Origin of the sequence: Nocardioides sp. SLBN-35 (assembly GCF_006715725.1) — a bacterium.
Lineage (GTDB): Bacteria > Actinomycetota > Actinomycetes > Propionibacteriales > Nocardioidaceae > Nocardioides.
The window spans coordinates 2,515,270-2,532,653 of the sequence record NZ_VFNU01000001.1; the positions used below are offsets into that span (position 1 = coordinate 2,515,270).

Consider the following 17,384-nt stretch of genomic DNA (forward strand, 5'->3'; position numbering starts at 1 on the left):
TGAAGATTGGTGAGGTCCATGCCCCTGACGCCAGAGGACGTGAGCAACAAGCGCTTTACGCCGGTTCGGCTGCGCGAGGGCTACGACATGGGCGAGGTCGACCAGTTCCTGGACGAGGTCGAGGCTGAGCTCGCTCGGCTGACCCAGGAGAACGACGACCTCCGCGCGAAGCTCGCGGCCGCGCAGGCCGGGTCGTCGTCCGCGTCCTTCGACGCTCCGACCCAGCTGGCGCCGGTGCCCGAGATCCTGCCCGAGCCCCCGGCTCCCGCTCCCGTCGTGGCCCCTGCTCCGGTCGAGCCCGTCGTCGCGGCCCCCGTCGCCGCCCCCGCCGCCGGTGGCGTCGAGACGATCCGGGTCGAGACCGTGCCGGAGGCGTCCAACGCCGCCGCGCGTCTCCTCGAGATCGCCACGCGCAACGCCGACGAGCTCGTCGAGGACGCGAAGAACGAGGCCGACAAGATCGTCGGCGAGGCCCGGACCAAGTCCGACCGGCTCGCCTCCGAGGCGAAGGTCAAGGCCGACCGCCTCGAGTCCGACGCCCGCACCCGCGCCGAGATGCTCGACGCCGAGACCGCCGAGCGCCGCACCCAGCTCTTCGGCGACCTCGAGAAGGAGCGCGACAAGCTCTCGGCCGAGGTCGAGACGCTGCGCTCGTTCGAGCGTGAGTACCGCTCGCGCCTCAAGAGCTACTTCACCCAGCAGCTCGAGTCGCTGCAGACGCCGGGCGACACCCTGGCGCCGGTCGAGGAGACCCCCGCACCCAAGCGGCTGCGCTCCATCCTCGGCGAGGAAGAGGCCTGAGCCACCCGGCTCGCCCTCCGCACAGCTCGACCGACCGGTCGGCCCGCACCGCGGGTCGGCCGGTTCGTCTTTTCCGGGCGGTCGGTCGGCCGGCCCGGTCTCGCTCCCTGCGCGCCTCCTTGGACCCTTTCGCCGTACCCGTTACCCTCCGCAGCACGCCCACCGCTTGCTGGCGCGTGGGTCGCCGCCTTTCGAGGAGTCCTTCAATGGCCCGCAGCACGAAGAAGTCGTTGGCCGGTCAGGCCGCTTCCGCCGCCCGGAAGATCATCCGTCCGCGGAAGGCGACCGCCACCGCGGAGGTGCCGGCCAAGAAGGCCGCCGCCAAGAAGACGGCCGGCAAGAAGGCCGCCGTGAAGAAGGCCGCGCCGGCTCCGGCGAAGAAGGCGGCCCCGGCGAAGAAGGCGGCCCCGGCGAAGAAGGCCGCCCCCGCGAAGAAGGCGGCCCCCGCGAAGAAGGCCGCCCCCGCGAAGAAGGCCGCCCCCGCGAAGAAGGCCGCCCCCGCGAAGAAGGCCGCCCCCGCGAAGAAGGCCGCCCCCGCGAAGAAGGCCGCACCGGCCAAGAAGGCGGCCCCCGCCAAGCGGACGACGACCCGCAAGGCCACTCCTGCGTCCCTGGTCGTCCTCGACCACGAGGAGGCCTGGTCGGCCGCCGAGCTCGCCGAGGTGCTGGCCGAGCTCCACGAGCAGCGTGAGGCGAGCGCCCGGATCCTCGAGGAGCAGGAGGCCGACCTCAGCGGCCTGCTGCGCGACTCCGGTGACGGTGCCGGCCAGGACCAGGCCGACCTCGGCGCGACCAGCTTCGAGCGCGACCACGAGCTCACCGTTCTCAACCACGAGCGGGAGAAGGTGGCCCAGATCGACCGGGCCCTGGCACGCATCGACGACGGCACGTACGGCGTGTGCGAGTCGTGCGGCAACCCGATCGGCAAGATGCGGCTGATGGCCTTCCCGCGTGCCACACTGTGCATGACATGCAAGCAGCGCGAGGAACGCCGGTAGACCACCGCGACGACGGACCCGGCCGGACCGGCGAGCGCTTCCTGGCCCACCCGCGCAGCTGGCTGCTCTTCGCGGCGGTCGCCGCGGTCATGGTCGCGATCGACCAGGTCGCGAAGGTCCTGGCGGTGCGCCACCTTGCGGGCGAGCCCGACCGCGAGGTCGTCGGCGAGCTGCTGCAGCTGCACCTGACCTACAACCCGGGCGCGGCGTTCAGCCTCGGCATCCGGTTCACGGTCGCCATCACCTGCCTGGCCTGCGTGGCGACCGTGGTCGTGCTGTGGGTGAGCCGCAAGGTGGTCAACAAGCTCTGGGCGGTCGGCCTGGGCCTGCTGCTCGCCGGCATCGACGGCAACCTCGTCGACCGGATGCTCCGCGAGCCGGGGCCGTTCAAGGGCCACGTCGTCGACTTCCTCATGCTGCCGAACTGGCCGGTCTTCAACGTCGCCGACATCTGCATCAACGTCGGCGTCGGACTGATCCTGCTCCAGGTGCTGCGCGGCGTGAGCCTCGACGGCAGCCGTGCCCAGCAGGACCGAACCGACGTGGCCGAGGAGGAGTCGTGACCACGGTCGACCACCGCAGCCTGCCCGTCCCCGACAGCCTCGACGGCGAGCGCGTCGACGTCGCGATGGCCCAGCTGTTCGGAGTCTCGCGCACGCGTGCCGCCGAGCTGATCGCCCAGGACCTCGTCGTGCTCGACGGGGCGCCGGTCAGCGGCAAGAGCGACCGGGTCCTCGGCGGCTCGGTGCTCGACGTCTCCATCCCGGCCGAGGCCGACCCGCTCGAGGTCGTCCCGGAGCTGGTCGAGGGGATCAAGATCATCCACGACGACGACGCGATCGTCGTGATCGACAAGCCGGTCGGCGTCGCCGTGCACCCGTCCCCGGGCTGGCGCGGTCCCACCGTCGTCGGGCACCTCGCGGGCGCCGGCTTCCGGATCTCCACCTCCGGTGCCAAGGAGCGCGAGGGCATCGTCCAGCGCCTCGACGTCGGCACGTCGGGCGTGATGGTGATCGCCAAGTCCGAGCACGCCTACTCTGTCCTCAAGAACGCCTTCCGGCGCCGCACGGTCGACAAGACCTACCACGCGCTGGTCCAGGGCCATCCGGACCCGCTCGAGGGCACGATCGACGCCCCCATCGGGCGACACCCGAGGTTCGACTACAAGTTCGCGGTCATGGAGGACGGGCGCCACAGCGTCACCCACTACGAGACGCTCGAGGCGCACCGCTTCGCGAGCCTGCTCGAGATCCACCTCGAGACCGGCCGCACCCACCAGATCCGGGTGCACATGAGCGCGCTCAAGCACCCCTGCGTCGGCGACCTCACCTACGGCGCCGACCCGGTGCTGGCCCGTCGCGTCGGGCTCGAGCGCCAGTGGCTGCACGCCGTGAAGCTGGGCTTCGAGCACCCGGAGACGAATGCGTACGTCGAGTACGAGTCGTCGTACCCCGCCGACCTCGCGCACGCGCTCGAGGTCATCCGTGACGCCCACTGAGCCTTCTGGCGGCGCGGGCCTGCTCCTGCGCCCGGCCGTCCCTGCCGACGTGCCGGCCATCGCCGCCGTCCAGGTCGCCGCGCGGGCCGCGGCCGCCATGCCACCCGGGATCCACCGGCCCGAGGAGGTCCGCAGCTACCTCGCCGCCAACTTCGCCACGGCCGAGAGCTGGGTCGCCGAGGCGGCCGGCGAGGTCGTCGGCTACGCCCGGTTCACCCGGACCTGGCTCAACGACCTGTACGTCGACCCGGCCCACCAGGGCGCCGGCGTGGGCGGCGCCCTGCTCGAGCTGGTGAAGGCACGCCACCCCGGCGGCTTCAGCCTGTGGGTCTTCGAGCAGAACGCCCCGGCCCGGGCCTTCTACGCCGCCCGCGGGCTGGTCGAGCGCGAGCACACCGACGGCTCGGACAACGAGGAGCGGGAGCCGGACCTGCGGATGGAGTGGCCGCCCGGATCTGTCGGAGGGTCGGCCTAGAGTCTCCTCGTCCGTCACGTAGGCTGGTCCTCTTCCCCGAGCGACCACCCTTTGATCACTGAGGAGCGCCGAACCACCGATGGCTGCTGACGCCGGGGACTTCGTCCACCTGCACGTGCACACCGAGTACTCCATGCTCGACGGAGCGTCGCTGCTCGACGGGTTGTTCACCCGCGTCAACGACCTCGGCATGCCGGCGATCGCGATGACCGACCACGGCAACCTGCACGGTGCCTACGACTTCTACTCCAAGGCGAAGAAGTACGGCGTCCAGCCCATCATCGGCATCGAGGCCTACATCACCCCCGGCACCCAGCGGGGCGAGCGGCGCCGGGTGCGCTGGGGCAAGGGCGACGCGGCCGAGGAGGGCGGCGACGACGTCGCCGGCGGTGGCGCCTACACCCACATGACGATGTGGGCCGAGTCCACCGAGGGCATGCACAACCTGTTCCGGCTCTCGTCGCGCTCGAGCCTGGAGGGCTACTACTTCAAGCCGCGGATGGACAAGGAGATCCTCGCCGAGCACAGCAAGGGGATCATCGTCTCCACCGGCTGCCCCAGCGGCGCCATCCAGACCCGCCTGCGGCTGGGCCAGTGGGACGAGGCGGTCCGCGAGGCGGCCGAGCTGCAGGACATCTACGGCAAGGAGTCCGTCTTCCTGGAGCTGATGGACCACGGCATCTCCATCGAGAAGCGGGTCCGCGACGACCTGCTGCGTCTCGGCAAGGAGCTCGGCATCCCGCCGATCGCGACCAACGACTCCCACTACAACAACCCCGAGGACGCCGACGCCCACGACGCCCTCATCTGCGTCGCGTCCGGCAAGCGGCTCTCCGACACCAACCGGCTCAAGTTCGACGGCGGTGGCTACTACATCAAGTCCGCGGCCGAGATGCGCGAGCTGTGGGCCGGGAAGTTCGGCATGCCCGAGGCGTGCGACAACACGGTGGCGATCGCCGAGCGCTGCTCGGTCGAGTTCACCGAGTCGACCGGCGGCTACATGGCCCGCGCCGACATCCCCGACGGCGAGACCGAGGAGTCCTGGTTCCGCAAGGAGGTGTGGCGCGGCATCGAGGCGCGCTACCCCGGCGACCGGCTGACCCAGGAGGTCAAGGACCGCGTCGAGATGGAGCTCGCGATCGTCTCGCAGAAGGGCTACTGCGGCTACTACCTCGTGGTCGCCGACTTCATCCAGTGGTCCAAGCGCAACGGCATCCGGGTGGGCCCGGGTCGTGGCTCGGGTGCGGGCTCGATCGCGGCGTACGCCCTGAGCATCACCGACCTGTGCCCCCTCGAGCACGGCCTGTTCTTCGAGCGCTTCCTCAACCCCGAGCGCCCCTCGATGCCCGACTTCGACATCGACTTCGACGACGCGCGGCGCGGCGAGGTCATCCAGTACGTCTCCGAGAAGTACGGCGCCGAGCGCGTCGCGCAGATCGCCACCTTCGGCCGGCTCAAGGCCAAGGCCGCGATCAAGGACGCCGCCCGGGTTCTCGACCACGGCTTCGCGATCGGCGACAAGATCACCAAGGCGATGCCGCCCGACGTCATGGGCAAGGGCGTGCCGCTCAAGGAGATCTTCAACCCCGAGCACAAGCGCTACAACGACGGCGGCGAGTTCCGCGCGCTCTACGAGTCCGACGCCGACGTCCGCACGATCTACCAGACGGCGGTCGGCCTCGAGGGCCAGATCCGCAACTGGGGTGTGCACGCGGCCGGCGTGATCATGTCCAGCGAGCCGCTGATCGACATCGTGCCGATCATGGCCCGCCCGCAGGACGGCGCGGTGATCACCCAGTTCGACTACCCGATGTGCGAGTCGCTGGGCCTGGTCAAGATGGACTTCCTGGGCCTGTCCAACCTGCGCATCCTCGAGGACGCGCTGGCCAACATCAAGGCCAACAAGGACGAGGTCGTCGTCCTCGAGGAACTCCCGTTCGACAACCGGGCCACCTACGAGCTGATGGGCCGGGGCGACACCCTGGGCGTGTTCCAGCTCGATGGCGGTGGCATGCGCGCGCTACTGCGCTCGATGCTGCCCGACAAGTTCGCCGACATCACCGCGGTCAGTGCGCTCTACCGCCCCGGCCCGATGGGCGCCGACTCCCACAACAAGTACGCCCACCGCAAGAACGGGCGCCAGCCGATCGAGCCGATCCACCCGGCGCTCGCCGAGGCGCTCGAGCCGGTGCTGGGGGAGACCTACGGCCTGATCGTCTACCAGGAGCAGGTGATGGCGATCGCCCAGGTCCTGGCCGGCTACTCGCTGGGCGCGGCAGACAACATGCGCCGGGTCATGGGCAAGAAGAAGAAGGCCGAGCTCGACGCGCAGTTCGAGGGCTTCGAGGCCGGCATGCTCGAGCGGGGCTATCCCAAGGACGCGGTCAAGACGCTCTGGGAGATCCTCGTCCCGTTCGCTGACTACGCGTTCAACAAGTCCCATTCCGCGGCCTACGGCGTCATCACCTACTGGACCGCCTACCTCAAGGCCAACTACCCGACCGAGTACATGGCCGCGCTCCTCACGTCCGTCAAGGACGACAAGGACAAGATGGCGATCTACCTCAACGAGTGCCGTCGGATGAAGATCCAGGTGCTCCCGCCCGACGTCAACGAGTCGGCGCACAACTTCACCGCCGTCGGGCGCGACATCCGCTTCGGCCTCACCGCCGTGCGCAACGTCGGCTCCAACGTCGTCGACGGCATCGCCGAGGCCCGGGTCGAGAAGGGCCGGTTCACCGACTTCAACGACTTCCTGTCCAAGGTGCCGGCCACCGTGTGCAACAAGCGGGTCATCGACTCGCTGATCAAGGCCGGTGCCTTCGACGACATGAAGCACCTGCGTCGCGCCCTGGTCGCGATCCACGAGACCGCGGTCGACCAGTACGTCGACATCAAGCGCAACGAGGCGATCGGCCAGGACTCGCTGTTCGCCGGGCTGGGCGACGACGACGGGGGCGACGGCGGGTTCGGCGTGAGCGTCGCGATCCCCGAGATCGACGAGTGGGACAAGATGACCCTGCTCGGCCACGAGCGGGAGATGCTCGGCCTCTACGTCTCCGACCACCCGCTGCTCGGCCTCGAGCACGTCTTGTCCAACGGAACCGACTGCACCATCGGCCAGCTGGTCACCGACGAGAGCCGGCCGCACAACTCGACGGTGACGGTGGCCGGCCTGGTCACCTCGATCCAGCGCAAGATCACCAAGAACGGCGACCCGTGGGCCACCGTGACCCTCGAGGACCTCGAGGGCGCGATCGACGTGCTGCTGTTCCCGAGCAGCTACCGGCTCGCGGCGCCGTACCTCACCGAGGACGCGATCATCCGGGTGCGCGGCCAGCTCGACACCGACCGCGAGCCGGCGCAGCTGCGCGGCCAGGAGGTCACCGTCCCCGACCTGGAGCGGGGCAGCGACGGCCCGGTCGTGATCAGCCTGCCCTCGACCCGGTGCACGGGGCCGGTCGTGGCCCAGCTGCGCGAGGTGCTGACCTCCCACGCCGGGCTGACCGAGGTGCGGCTCCAGCTGCTGAGCCGCGACTCCACCAAGGTCATGCGACTGGGGGACAATCTGCGGGTGACTCCCTCGGTCTCCCTCTTCGCCGATCTCAAGCAGCTCCTCGGCCCGGGGTGCCTCGACCGATGAGGCGCCTGGCAGTCCTGCCGCTCCTCGTGCCCGTGGTGCTCGGCTCCCTCCTGGGTGCCGCTGGCGGCTGGCTGTGGTGGACGTGGTGGGGGCCCGCCCCCGACGGGAAGATCTACGACACCGTGGCCGGCAAGGCCTGGTACCCCGATCCGTTCGACCCGGGCATCACCCGCGACTTCAGCGGTACGGCGACCTATGTCGTCGTCGCCTTCGGGCTCGCGGTCCTGCTCGGCCTGGTCGGTGGCTGGCTCGCGCGCAACCAGGCGGTGGCCGGGATCATCGCGGTGCTGGTCGGCGCCGGGCTCGGTGTGCTGGTGATGACCCTGCTGGGGGAGTCGTTCAGCCCGGCCGACCCGGCCGGCCTGCTGTCCGCCCACAAGGTCGGCGACACCCTGCCGGGCCACCTCGCCGTCGCGGGCTGGACGCCCTACCTCGCGTGGCCGGTCGGCGCGATGCTCGCCTACCTGGTGCTGATGCTCGCGCTCAACCCTTCCGTATCCTCCGCACCCGCGCAGCCGTCAGCCGCACCAGCTCCGCAGGGCTGAGCTCGACCTCCATCCCGCGCCGGCCCGCCGACACGAACACCGTGTCGTGGTCCAGTGCGGAGTCGTCGACGACCGTCGGGTGCGCCTTGCGCTGCCCGAGCGGCGAGATCCCGCCGACGACGTACCCGGTGGCCCGCTCGGCCGCCTTCGGGTCGGCCATGGCCGCCTTGCGCCCCTCGACCGCGCGGGCCAGCGCCTTGAGGTCGAGCTGACCCGAGACCGGCACGACACCCACCACGAGGGCGCCGTCGATGTCGGCGAACAGGGTCTTGAAGACCCGCTCGGGCGCGACGCCCATCGCCTCGGCGGCCTCGCCGCCGTACGAGTCGGTGCGGGCGTCGTGGTCGTACTCGTGAACCGTGAACGCCACGCCGGCGCTCGTCAGCACGGTGGTGGCCGGCGTACCGCCGCCGGACTGCTTCTTCCTCGCCATGACCTGCGCTCAGTTCGGCGACCAGCGGGTGCGGGCGACCTCGGTCGCCGGCAGCGAGGTGATCACGTTGATGGCCCGCAGCTCGGCGCGGAGCAGGTCGGTCACCAGCAGCAGCCGCTCGGTGGTGTCCTCGGCCTCGAGCAGCTGTTGCCGCTCACCCATCGGCAGCGGGCTGCAGGCCGCGAGCGTCCAGGACAGGTACGTCGGGTCCTGGGGCAGCTCGCCCTGCAGGGGGTCGCCGGCGATCGAGCTGAGCACGTGCCGGTACGCCGTGAACGTCGCCCGCGCCTGCTGCACGACGACCTCGGGCACCTCCGCCGGCCCGCCCGGCACCAGCGTCACCTCGCCGACGGGGTAGTCGCCCGTGGTGAGGAGACGGTCCAGCTGGATCCGGTCGCGGCCGACCGCGACGACGTCGAAGCTGCCGTCGGCGCGGGCCTCGACCTCGGTGAGCTGCAGACGCACACCGATGCGGTAGAGCGACTGGGTGCCGTGGTCACCGACCTCGTAGCCCTCGCGGATCGCCACCGACCCGAACAGCCGCTGCGCCGGGTCCTCGGTGCGCAGCAGGTGGTGCACCAGCGCGCGGTAGCGGTCCTCGAAGACGTGCAGCGGCACGCTGACCCCCGGGTAGAGCACCGCGTTCAGCGGGAACATCGGGAGCTGGTCCGTCACGTGTCCAACTTAGAGGGCGGACCCACCATCGACCGTAGAATCGGGGGCATGTCCCTGATCCGTCGCATCGACCTGCGTCAGGCCGGTCCCGAGACCGACTACCGCGCAGCAGTGCCCCGTGCCGACTTCGACATCGAAGCGGCGGTGCCGGCGGTGCATGCGATCTGCGAGGAGGTCCGCACCCGCGGGCTCGACGCGATCGTGGAGTTCGGGGAGAGGTTCGACGGCGTGCGCGTCGACGACATCCGGGTCGCGCCGGCCGCGATGCAGGCCGCGCTCGACAACCTCGACCCCGACATCCGTGCGGGCCTCGAGGAGTCGATCCGCCGGCTGCGGGCGACCTGCGCCAACGAGCTCGAGCAGGACGCGGTCACCGACCTCGGTCCCGGCGCCCGGGTCACCCACCGCAAGGTGCCGGTCGGCCGGGTCGGCCTGTACGTGCCCGGCGGCCTCGCACCGCTGGTGTCGAGCGTGCTGATGAACGTCGTCCCGGCCCAGACCGCCGGCGTCGAGTCGATCGCGCTGGCCAGCCCGCCGCAGAAAGAGTTCGGCGGCTCGGTCCACCCCACGATCCTGGCCGCGTGCGCGCTGCTCGGTGTCGAGGAGGTCTACGCCGTCGGCGGCGCCCAGGCGATCGCGATGTTCGCGTACGGCCTCAACGACGCTGACCCCTGCCGGCGCGTCGCCCGCGTTGATCTGGTGACCGGACCCGGCAACATCTGGGTCGTCACCGCCAAGCGGATCCTCAAGGGCCAGATCGGCATCGACTCCGAGGCCGGCCCCACCGAGATCGCGATCCTCGCCGACGACACCGGCAATGCCGCCTACGTCGCCGCCGACCTGATCAGCCAGGCCGAGCACGACCCGCTCGCCGCCTCGGTCCTCGTCACCACCTCCGAGCGGCTCGCCGCCGAGGTCGAGGCCGAGCTCGACCAGCAGGTCGCCGCGACCAAGCACAGCGAGCGGATCACCACCTCGCTCGCCGGCAAGCAGTCCGGCATCGTGCTGGTCCGCGACCTCGAGCAGGGGCTGGAGGTCGTCAACGCGTACGCCGCGGAGCACCTCGAGATCCACACCGAGGACGCCGCCGCCTGGGCGGCCCGGGTCCGCAACGCCGGTGCGATCTTCGTGGGCCCGCACGCCCCGGTCAGCCTCGGCGACTACTGCGCCGGGTCCAACCACGTGCTCCCGACGGCCGGCTGCGCCTGCCACTCCTCGGGGCTGTCGGTGCGCGCGTTCACCAAGTCGGTGCACGTGATCGACTACTCCGCCGCGGCGCTCGCCGAGGTCGCCGGCCACGTGGTCACCCTCGCCGAGGCCGAGGACCTGCCCGGCCACGGTGCTGCCATCACGGTCCGGTCGACGCGATGACCGCAGATAGCTGGCCGCCGCTCCGCGAGGAGCTGCGCGGGATCGAGCCGTACGGCGCCCCGCAGCTCGACGTGCCCGTCCAGCTCAACGTCAACGAGAACCCCTACGGCCCGTCGGCGGCGTGCATCGCCGACATCGCGGCGGCCGCGGGGGAGGCCGCTGCGACGCTGAACCGGTACCCCGACCGGGAGTTCACCGGCCTGCGCACCGCACTCGCGGCGTACCTCTCCAAGGACACCCCCGCCGGGGTCGTGCCCGAGCAGGTGTGGGCGGCCAACGGCTCCAACGAGGTCATGCTGCAGCTGCTGCAGGCCTTCGGCGGGCCGGGCCGCACGGCGGTGAGCTTCGCGCCGACTTACTCGATGTATCCGGAGTACGCCCGCGACACCAACACCCGCTGGGTCGCCGGGCGCCGGGCCGGGGACTTCGCGCTCGACCTCGACGCCGCGCGCGACCTGGTGAAGACCGAGCAGCCGAGCGTGATCCTGCTGCCGAGCCCCAACAACCCGACCGGCACCGCGCTGCCGCCCGAGGCTGTGTCCATGCTGTGCGAGGCCGCCGGCGGCAATGACATCAGCGGGATCGTCGTGGTCGACGAGGCGTACGGCGAGTTCCGGCGCACCGGCGTCCCGAGCGCGCTGGAGCTGCTGCCGTCGTACCGCAACCTCGTGGTCACCCGCACGATGAGCAAGGCGTTCGCGGGCGCTGGGCTGCGGCTGGGCTACCTCGCAGCGGCGCCCGAGATCTGCGACGCGATCCGCGTGGTGCGGCTGCCCTACCACCTCTCCGCCGTCACCCAGGCCGTCGCACTGGCGGCCCTGCGCCACGCGCCCGAGCTGCTCGGCAGGGTCGACGACCTGCGCCGCGAGCGGGACGCGCTTGTGGAGTGGCTGCGGGCCGAGGCGTACGACGTCGCCGACTCGGACGCCAATTTCGTGTTGTTCGGGCGATTCGCCGAGCGTCATGCTGTCTGGCAGGGTCTCCTCGACCGGGGAGTCCTGATCCGGGAGACCGGGCCCGACGGCTGGCTGCGGGTCTCGGTCGGCACCCCCGACGAGATGGCGGCCTTCCGGGCCGCACTGACCGATGTGAATGGAGAGCGCGCATGAACGCGAGCGCAGCGAGCGGTCGAGACGGCGGAGCCCGGACTGCTCGGATCGAGCGGCAGACGAGCGAGTCGAAGGTCATCGTCGAGGTGAACCTCGACGGCACCGGCAAGCACGACATCTCCACGGGCGTCGGGTTCTACGACCACATGCTCACCGCGTTCGCGCGCCACGCGCTGGTCGACCTCACGGTGCAGACCGACGGCGACGTCCACATCGACGCCCACCACACCGTGGAGGACACCGCGATCACCCTCGGCCAGGCGCTGCGCCAGGCGCTGGGCGACAAGGTCGGCATCCGCCGGTTCGGCGACGCGACCGTCCCGCTCGACGAGGCGCTCGTGCACGCCGTCGTCGACGTGTCGGGGCGTCCCTACTGCGTCCACACCGGCGAGCCGGAGGGCCAGCAGTACGTCCAGCTCGGCGGCTCCGGGGTGTCCTACCTCGGCTCGCTGACCCAGCACGTCTTCGAGTCGATCGCCTTCCACGGCCACTTCGCGCTGCACGTGCGGGTGCTCGCGGGCCGCGAGCCGCACCACATCGTCGAGACCCAGTTCAAGGCGTTCGCCCGGGCCTTCCGCGACGCCGTCGCGATCGACCCGCGCGAGACCGGCATCCCCTCCACGAAGGGCGCTCTGTGAGCGCTCCGTCCGTCGTCGTCCTCGACTACGGCTCCGGGAACCTGCGCTCCGCCGTACGCGCGGTCGAGCGGGCCGGGGCCTCGGTCACCCTCACCGGCGACCTCGACACCGCGATGGAGGCCGACGGCCTGCTGGTGCCGGGCGTCGGCGCGTACGAGGCGTGCATGCGCGGGCTGCGGGCCATCCGCGGCGAGCGGATCATCGCCCGGCGGCTCTCCGGCGGCAGGCCGGTGCTCGGCATCTGCGTGGGCATGCAGATCCTGTTCGAGCGTGGGATCGAGCACGGCGTCGAGACCGAGGGCTGCGGCGAGTGGCCGGGCGTGGTCGAGCGGCTGCAGGCGCCGATCGTGCCGCACATGGGATGGAACACCGTGTCCGTGCCCGAGCGGACGCGGCTGTTCGCGGGGATCGAAGACGAGCGCTTCTACTTCGTGCACTCCTACGGCGTGCGCGACTGGACGCTGGTCACCAACGACCGCACGCCCGACAGCCACCAGCCGCTGGTGACCTGGGCCGAGCACGGTGGCGACCGTTTCGTCGCCGCGGTCGAGAACGGGCCACTGTGCGCGACCCAGTTCCACCCGGAGAAGTCGGGCGACGCGGGCGCGCAGCTGCTGCGCAACTGGGTCGCTTCGCTGGGCTGATCACCCGGGCCGGCCCCGTCACGGAGCCGACCCGGGCCGAGGTCAGCGGACCTTGAGCTTGGTCGTGGCGCTCGAGGAGCCGACGCTCCCGGTGTAGGACGCCGTGACCTTGTACTTGCCCTTCGGGAGCTTCTTGAAGGTCGCCTTCGCGGTGCCGCCGGTGATCGCGACGGTCTTGGTCTTCACCTTCTTGCCCTTCTTGAGGGTGAAGGTGATCGTGCCCGACGGGTTGGCGCCCGGCGCGGAGACGCTCGCCGTGACCGTCGCCTTGCGCGACTTCTTGACGTACTTCGCCTTGAGCGTGGTCGTCGAGGCCGGGGCCGCGGTTGCCTTCACGGAGCCGATGAGGGTGTTCTGACCGGCCGCCGGTGTGCAGGGGATGTCGAACGGCGACGGGGTGCCGTCGTTGAGCAGGACCATGCCGACCTTCTGCGCGCCGGCCGTGATCTCGTGTGTCGTCCCTTCCGGTCCCGCCGTGAAGGCCGGCATCACGCCGGTCCCCGTGAGCGCGATCGGTCCGCTGGCCGGGACGGTGGTCGTGGGAATCGTGATGGTCATAGGCACGGCCACGCCGTTGACCAGGTTGGTGGCCTGGACGGTCCCGCCGATCTGGTCGGTGCCGAGCAGCCCACGCATCGTGTCGGCCAGGCCTGCCGGCACGGTCATCACGGACGTGACCGTCGGGCTGACGGACGTCCCTGCCGGAGCGGTTGCCGGCGCGTTGGTGCTGACGTCCACCGAGAACGTGTTCGGACCGAGGATCGGCACGTCGCAGCTGAAGTCGATCGGCGTCGCCGAGGCCGTACCCGCCGTACCGAGGACGACGGCGGTGCTGGCCGCGAGGCCGAGAACAGCGCCGGCGGACGCCGAGCGCAGGGTGAAGCGATGACGCAAGGTCATGTGGGTTTCCCTCCCGAAATGTGTGGTTGTGCCGGCCGCCACCCCTCCCAGGTGGCGGCCGGTTTCGACACCCCATCACAAAAAGAGAACAAGTTCTAGTCCCTTGGTCCCGTGTCTCGTCGGCTGTCTCGTCGGCTGTCGGCGAGACGCGGCGCGGGACCCCGATCCTGCTCATCTAGGATCGCGGCCATGACCGGCTACCTCGAGCTGCTGCCCGCCGTCGACATCAAGGGCGGCCAGGCCGTCCAGCTGGTGCAGGGCGTGGACGGCTCGGAGAAGCGCTTCGGCGACCCGATCGAGGCCGCGTTGCGCTGGCAGGAGGCCGGCGCCGAGTGGCTGCACCTGGTCGACCTGGACGCGGCCTTCGGACACGGGCAGAACCGCGAGCTGCAGGCCGAGATCGTCGGCCGCCTCGACATCCAGGTCGAGATGAGCGGCGGCATCCGCGACGACGAGTCGCTCGAGGCCGCCATGGCCACGGGCTGTCGTCGCGTCAACATCGGCACCGCCGCCCTCGAGCAGCCGGAGTGGTGTGCCCGCGCCATTGCGACGTACGGCGACCGGGTGGCCGTCGGCCTCGACGTACGCGGCCGCACGCTGGCTGCGCGCGGCTGGACCAAGGAGGGCGGCGACCTCTACGAGACGCTCGCCCGCCTCGACGCCGAGGGCTGTGCCCGCTACGTCGTCACCGACGTCAACAAGGACGGCATGCTGCAGGGCCCGAACCTCCAGCTGCTCGAGGACGTCTGCGCCGCCACGTCGCGTCCGGTCGTCGCCTCCGGCGGCGTCACGACACTCGACGACATCCGCGCGCTGATGAAGCTCGTGCCCGTCGGAGTCGAGGGCGCGATCGCCGGAACCGCCCTCTACACCGGGCAATTCACCCTGGAGGACGCACTCAAGCTGACCCGCGGCGGGCTGGTATGACCCTCGCGGTCCGGGTCATCCCGTGCCTCGACGTCGACGCCGGCCGGGTGGTCAAGGGCGTCAACTTCCAGGAGCTCCGCGACGCCGGTGACCCGGTCGAGCTGGCGCGCCTGTACGACGCCGAGGGCGCCGACGAGCTGACCTTCCTCGACATCTCCGCGTCCCACGAGGGTCGCGCGACCACGATGGACATCGTCTCCGCGACGGCCGAGCAGGTCTTCATCCCGCTCACCGTCGGCGGCGGCGTCTCCTCGGTCGAGGACGTCGACCGGCTGCTGCGCGCCGGCGCCGACAAGATCGCCGTCAACACCGCCGCCATCCGCCGCCCTGAGCTGATCGCCGAGATCGCCGACCGCTTCGGCAACCAGGTGCTGGTCCTCTCCGTCGACGCCCGCCGCGTGCCGAGTGGCTCCGAGGTCCGCACCGACTCGGGCTTCGAGGTCACCACCCACGGCGGCCGCCAGTCCGCCGGCATCGACGCGATCGAGTGGGCCGTCCGCGCCGCCGAGCTGGGCGCCGGCGAGATCCTCCTCAACGCGATGGACGCCGACGGCACCACCGACGGCTTCGACCTGGAGCTGATCCGCAAGGTCCGCGCCGAGGTGTCGGTCCCGGTCATCGCATCCGGAGGCGCCGGTGCCGTCGAGCACTTCCCGCCCGCCGTCGAGGCCGGCGCGGACGCCGTACTCGCCGCCACCGTCTTCCACTTCGGCACCCTGCGGATCTCGGACGTGAAGGCCTCCCTGTCTGCGGCAGGTGTGCCGGTCCGGTGACGGGGGAGGGTCCGGCCATGACCTACGACAGCTACGAACCGAGCGCCGTCGCGAACTCCGCCCAGTCCGAGTCCGAGACCGCGTCCGACGGCGCCGGCAGCCGGGGACCGTGGCGGGTCATGCTCGAGTACTCCAACCGCGGCGACCTCAAGCCGCCGACCGTCGTACAGATCGGCAAGACCGTTCACGCCGAGCGTGGCACCGCGCTCGAGGCCGCCCTGCGTGCCTGCCGCGAGTTCAACCCGCCCGACCCGGCGTTCGAGCAGCGCCGCGACGTCTACCGGGACGGTCCCGACGGGTTCCTGGTCGTGCTCGAGGGCGCGATGTCGACCTTCCACATGAGTGTGCGGATCGTCAGCCCGGTCGGCCCGCCGGGCTCCGACCAGTAGCCCACGACCGTCACGGCGTGGCGAGGCCGTCGGCACCGTCGCCGGCGCCGTCGCCGAGTTGCGCCGGCGGGGTGTCACGGACCGGAGGCGTGCGTAGGTCGGGTTCCGGACCGGTTGCGGCGGCGCAGCCGCACAGCAGAACGGCGATGGCCAGGCAGAGGACCCCGAGACGGGCACCGAGAACGTCCATGCCAGCAGCATGGTCCGATCGGGTCGGGCGTGCGCTGAGTTCTCCACAGGCCGCGAAAGAGGGGTGGTCCGCCGCGCAGCAACGTCGGATGCTGGCGGACATGCCCATCTCTCGGAAGCGGAACCGCACCCAACCTCGCCCTGATCGCCGACGGACGCGCAGGCGCGCTCAGCGAGCAGACCGTCGCCGAGTCATGGCGACCGTCCGGCCAGGACAGGACATCGAACACCTCCTCACCCCCAGCGACCACGAGGCGATGCGCGCTGCTGTGGACGCGGCAGCACGGGGCGACGCTCGGGCGGCGTATGAGCACGAGGTCGAAGGTCTGCTCGTCGAAGGCACGGTCAGGCCCGCGCGGCTCCAGGAGCTGATCTCATTGGGGGAGCACGGGGCGGGATGGCCCTTCGCTCGCTGGACGGTGGACCAGGCCTATCGCTGGATGCTGCTCGAGCGGGATCCGCGGACGGACGCGGCGGTCCGGATGGTGCTCGACGCTCTCCATCTGGAGCACGTCGAAGCGCTCCTGGACGATCCGGTCGCCCTGAAGGAGTACGGCACCACGGTCGCTGCCTGCGACTGGGTCGTGCAGCAGATCGCCGTCTTCGACTTCGGCGGCCTGGGAGACTTCCTGGAGGTACGCGCTGAACCCGGTCTCCTCGGCCGGGCTGATCTCGTCAACGAGTGGCGGAACGCGCCGATGGGCGCCTATGCCGGTCGCGGAACCCGCGGCTCGGCATTGGTGCTCGAGGACCTCGCGACGGGCGACGAGATCGAGGTCCTGAACCTGGGCGCCCTGGCCGAGCGCGACTCCGACGCGTTCCTGCTGGGCAGGCTGGTCCCGATCAGCGATCCGCCGTACCTCATGTTCGAGTCCCGTCCTCTCGAGATCGATGCCGAGACGGCGTCGGATGTCGTGATGTTGACCCGGGACAGCGTTGACGAAGGTCTGGGTTGGCTCGACGCCCTCGCCATGGCGCGCCTCGGGGGACGACTGGATCGCGGCTTCAGCTGCGAGGAGCGCACGCTCTACCTGACCGATCTGACCGTCATGGGTTCGCGCAAGGACGGCCGGTACGGCGATTCGCCCCGCGTTCGCGACCTCCGGGCGCAGGGATACCCGGCCGCCGTCGCCAATGCCGTCGGAGTGATCGAGGTGTGTCTCGTGGGAGTCAGCGTCGACGCGTCCGTCGCCGGCCGTGCGGCGCCACACCTCCGCGCAGCGTTCGCAGTGCCGGGTGCTCACGAGGCCGCGTTGAAGGAATGCACCGGCAGCCAGTGGATGAGTGCCTGGAGCACGCTGGCGGCTGCAGTCGATGGTCAGGCTCGCGAGCGCTGTGTGCAGCTGGGAGAGCTCTGTCGAGACGCAGCCTGAGGT

The 17,384-nt window shown here is 70.9% G+C and carries 19 protein-coding genes; 15 read left to right on the forward strand and 4 right to left on the reverse strand.

Going from position 1 to position 17,384, the window contains the following annotated elements:
* The first annotated feature begins 18 nt into the window (after positions 1-18).
* The 7 genes from FBY23_RS12205 (at position 19) to FBY23_RS12235 (ending at position 7,960) form a co-directional block, all read left to right on the forward strand.
* Positions 19-801 (forward strand): DivIVA domain-containing protein, encoded by a 783-nt coding sequence (locus tag FBY23_RS12205; protein ID WP_141798388.1) that lies wholly within the window; start codon positions 19-21, stop codon positions 799-801.
* Between the two features lie 206 nt (positions 802-1,007).
* Positions 1,008-1,799 (forward strand): TraR/DksA C4-type zinc finger protein, encoded by a 792-nt coding sequence (locus FBY23_RS12210; protein WP_141798389.1) that lies wholly within the window; start codon positions 1,008-1,010, stop codon positions 1,797-1,799.
* On the forward strand, positions 1,772-2,362 hold the full coding sequence (gene lspA / locus FBY23_RS12215; RefSeq protein WP_141798390.1) for a signal peptidase II: 591 nt from the start codon (positions 1,772-1,774) through the stop codon (positions 2,360-2,362). Before FBY23_RS12210 ends, lspA begins: the two co-directional genes overlap by 28 nt.
* Positions 2,359-3,297, forward strand: a complete 939-nt coding sequence (locus FBY23_RS12220) for an RluA family pseudouridine synthase (RefSeq protein WP_141798391.1) — start codon at positions 2,359-2,361, stop codon at positions 3,295-3,297. The genes lspA and FBY23_RS12220 overlap by 4 nt, the downstream gene beginning before the upstream one ends.
* Positions 3,284-3,772, forward strand: a complete 489-nt coding sequence (locus FBY23_RS26840) for a GNAT family N-acetyltransferase (RefSeq protein ID WP_160158225.1) — start codon at positions 3,284-3,286, stop codon at positions 3,770-3,772. The genes FBY23_RS12220 and FBY23_RS26840 overlap by 14 nt, the downstream gene beginning before the upstream one ends.
* Before the next feature lie 79 nt (positions 3,773-3,851).
* Positions 3,852-7,415, forward strand: coding sequence for a DNA polymerase III subunit alpha (gene dnaE, locus FBY23_RS12230; RefSeq protein ID WP_141798393.1), 3,564 nt, complete (start codon positions 3,852-3,854; stop codon positions 7,413-7,415).
* Positions 7,412-7,960: a hypothetical protein gene (locus FBY23_RS12235; protein WP_141798394.1), complete on the forward strand. Its 549-nt coding sequence runs from the start codon at positions 7,412-7,414 to the stop codon at positions 7,958-7,960. Before dnaE ends, FBY23_RS12235 begins: the two co-directional genes overlap by 4 nt.
* Here FBY23_RS12235 and ybaK read toward each other — a convergent pair.
* Together ybaK and FBY23_RS12245 are read right to left on the reverse strand one after the other, a co-directional pair.
* Positions 7,899-8,393 carry a Cys-tRNA(Pro) deacylase gene (ybaK, locus tag FBY23_RS12240; RefSeq protein WP_141798395.1) on the reverse strand — a complete coding sequence of 165 codons (495 nt, stop codon included), beginning with the start codon at positions 8,391-8,393 and terminating at the stop codon, positions 7,899-7,901. The two genes, FBY23_RS12235 and ybaK, sit on opposite strands and share 62 nt — an antisense overlap.
* 9 nt (positions 8,394-8,402) lie before the next feature.
* Positions 8,403-9,068 (reverse strand): LON peptidase substrate-binding domain-containing protein, encoded by a 666-nt coding sequence (locus FBY23_RS12245; protein WP_141798396.1) that lies wholly within the window; start codon positions 9,066-9,068, stop codon positions 8,403-8,405.
* 54 nt (positions 9,069-9,122) lie between these two features.
* On the opposite strand from FBY23_RS12245, the gene hisD reads away from it, so the two are divergent.
* Genes hisD through hisH form a run of 4 tightly spaced genes read left to right on the forward strand, consistent with a single transcriptional unit; the run spans position 9,123 to position 12,830 of the window.
* On the forward strand, positions 9,123-10,439 hold the full coding sequence (gene hisD / locus FBY23_RS12250) for a histidinol dehydrogenase (protein ID WP_141801016.1): 1,317 nt from the start codon (positions 9,123-9,125) through the stop codon (positions 10,437-10,439).
* The gene (locus FBY23_RS12255; protein ID WP_141798397.1) at positions 10,436-11,548 is read left to right on the forward strand and encodes a histidinol-phosphate transaminase; all 1,113 of its coding nucleotides are present in this window, start codon (positions 10,436-10,438) and stop codon (positions 11,546-11,548) included. Before hisD ends, FBY23_RS12255 begins: the two co-directional genes overlap by 4 nt.
* Positions 11,545-12,186 (forward strand): imidazoleglycerol-phosphate dehydratase HisB, encoded by a 642-nt coding sequence (gene hisB, locus FBY23_RS12260; protein WP_141798398.1) that lies wholly within the window; start codon positions 11,545-11,547, stop codon positions 12,184-12,186. Before FBY23_RS12255 ends, hisB begins: the two co-directional genes overlap by 4 nt.
* Entirely contained in the window at positions 12,183-12,830 is a 648-nt protein-coding gene (gene hisH, locus FBY23_RS12265) for an imidazole glycerol phosphate synthase subunit HisH (RefSeq protein ID WP_141798399.1), read from the forward strand. The genes hisB and hisH overlap by 4 nt, the downstream gene beginning before the upstream one ends.
* Positions 12,831-12,872: 42 nt before the next feature.
* On the opposite strand, the gene FBY23_RS12270 is transcribed toward hisH, so the two are convergent.
* Entirely contained in the window at positions 12,873-13,730 is an 858-nt protein-coding gene (locus FBY23_RS12270; protein ID WP_141798400.1) for a DUF6801 domain-containing protein, read from the reverse strand.
* A 189-nt stretch (positions 13,731-13,919) separates the two neighbouring features.
* Between FBY23_RS12270 and priA the strand changes: the two genes are divergently transcribed.
* From priA to FBY23_RS12285, 3 genes are read left to right on the forward strand one after another with little or no spacing between them, the layout of a single operon-like run.
* Entirely contained in the window at positions 13,920-14,657 is a 738-nt protein-coding gene (gene priA / locus FBY23_RS12275; protein WP_141798401.1) for a bifunctional 1-(5-phosphoribosyl)-5-((5-phosphoribosylamino)methylideneamino)imidazole-4-carboxamide isomerase/phosphoribosylanthranilate isomerase PriA, read from the forward strand.
* Positions 14,654-15,430 (forward strand): imidazole glycerol phosphate synthase subunit HisF, encoded by a 777-nt coding sequence (gene hisF, locus FBY23_RS12280; protein ID WP_141798402.1) that lies wholly within the window; start codon positions 14,654-14,656, stop codon positions 15,428-15,430. The genes priA and hisF overlap by 4 nt, the downstream gene beginning before the upstream one ends.
* Positions 15,431-15,447: 17 nt before the next feature.
* Positions 15,448-15,819: a hypothetical protein gene (locus FBY23_RS12285; protein WP_141798403.1), complete on the forward strand. Its 372-nt coding sequence runs from the start codon at positions 15,448-15,450 to the stop codon at positions 15,817-15,819.
* Positions 15,820-15,829: 10 nt separating this feature from the next.
* Here FBY23_RS12285 and FBY23_RS12290 read toward each other — a convergent pair whose 3' ends face one another.
* Positions 15,830-16,009 (reverse strand): hypothetical protein, encoded by a 180-nt coding sequence (locus tag FBY23_RS12290; RefSeq protein WP_141798404.1) that lies wholly within the window; start codon positions 16,007-16,009, stop codon positions 15,830-15,832.
* A gap of 193 nt (positions 16,010-16,202) precedes the next feature.
* On the opposite strand from FBY23_RS12290, the gene FBY23_RS12295 reads away from it, so the two are divergent.
* Positions 16,203-17,381: a hypothetical protein gene (locus tag FBY23_RS12295; RefSeq protein ID WP_141798405.1), complete on the forward strand. Its 1,179-nt coding sequence runs from the start codon at positions 16,203-16,205 to the stop codon at positions 17,379-17,381.
* The last annotated feature ends 3 nt before the right edge of the window (positions 17,382-17,384 follow it).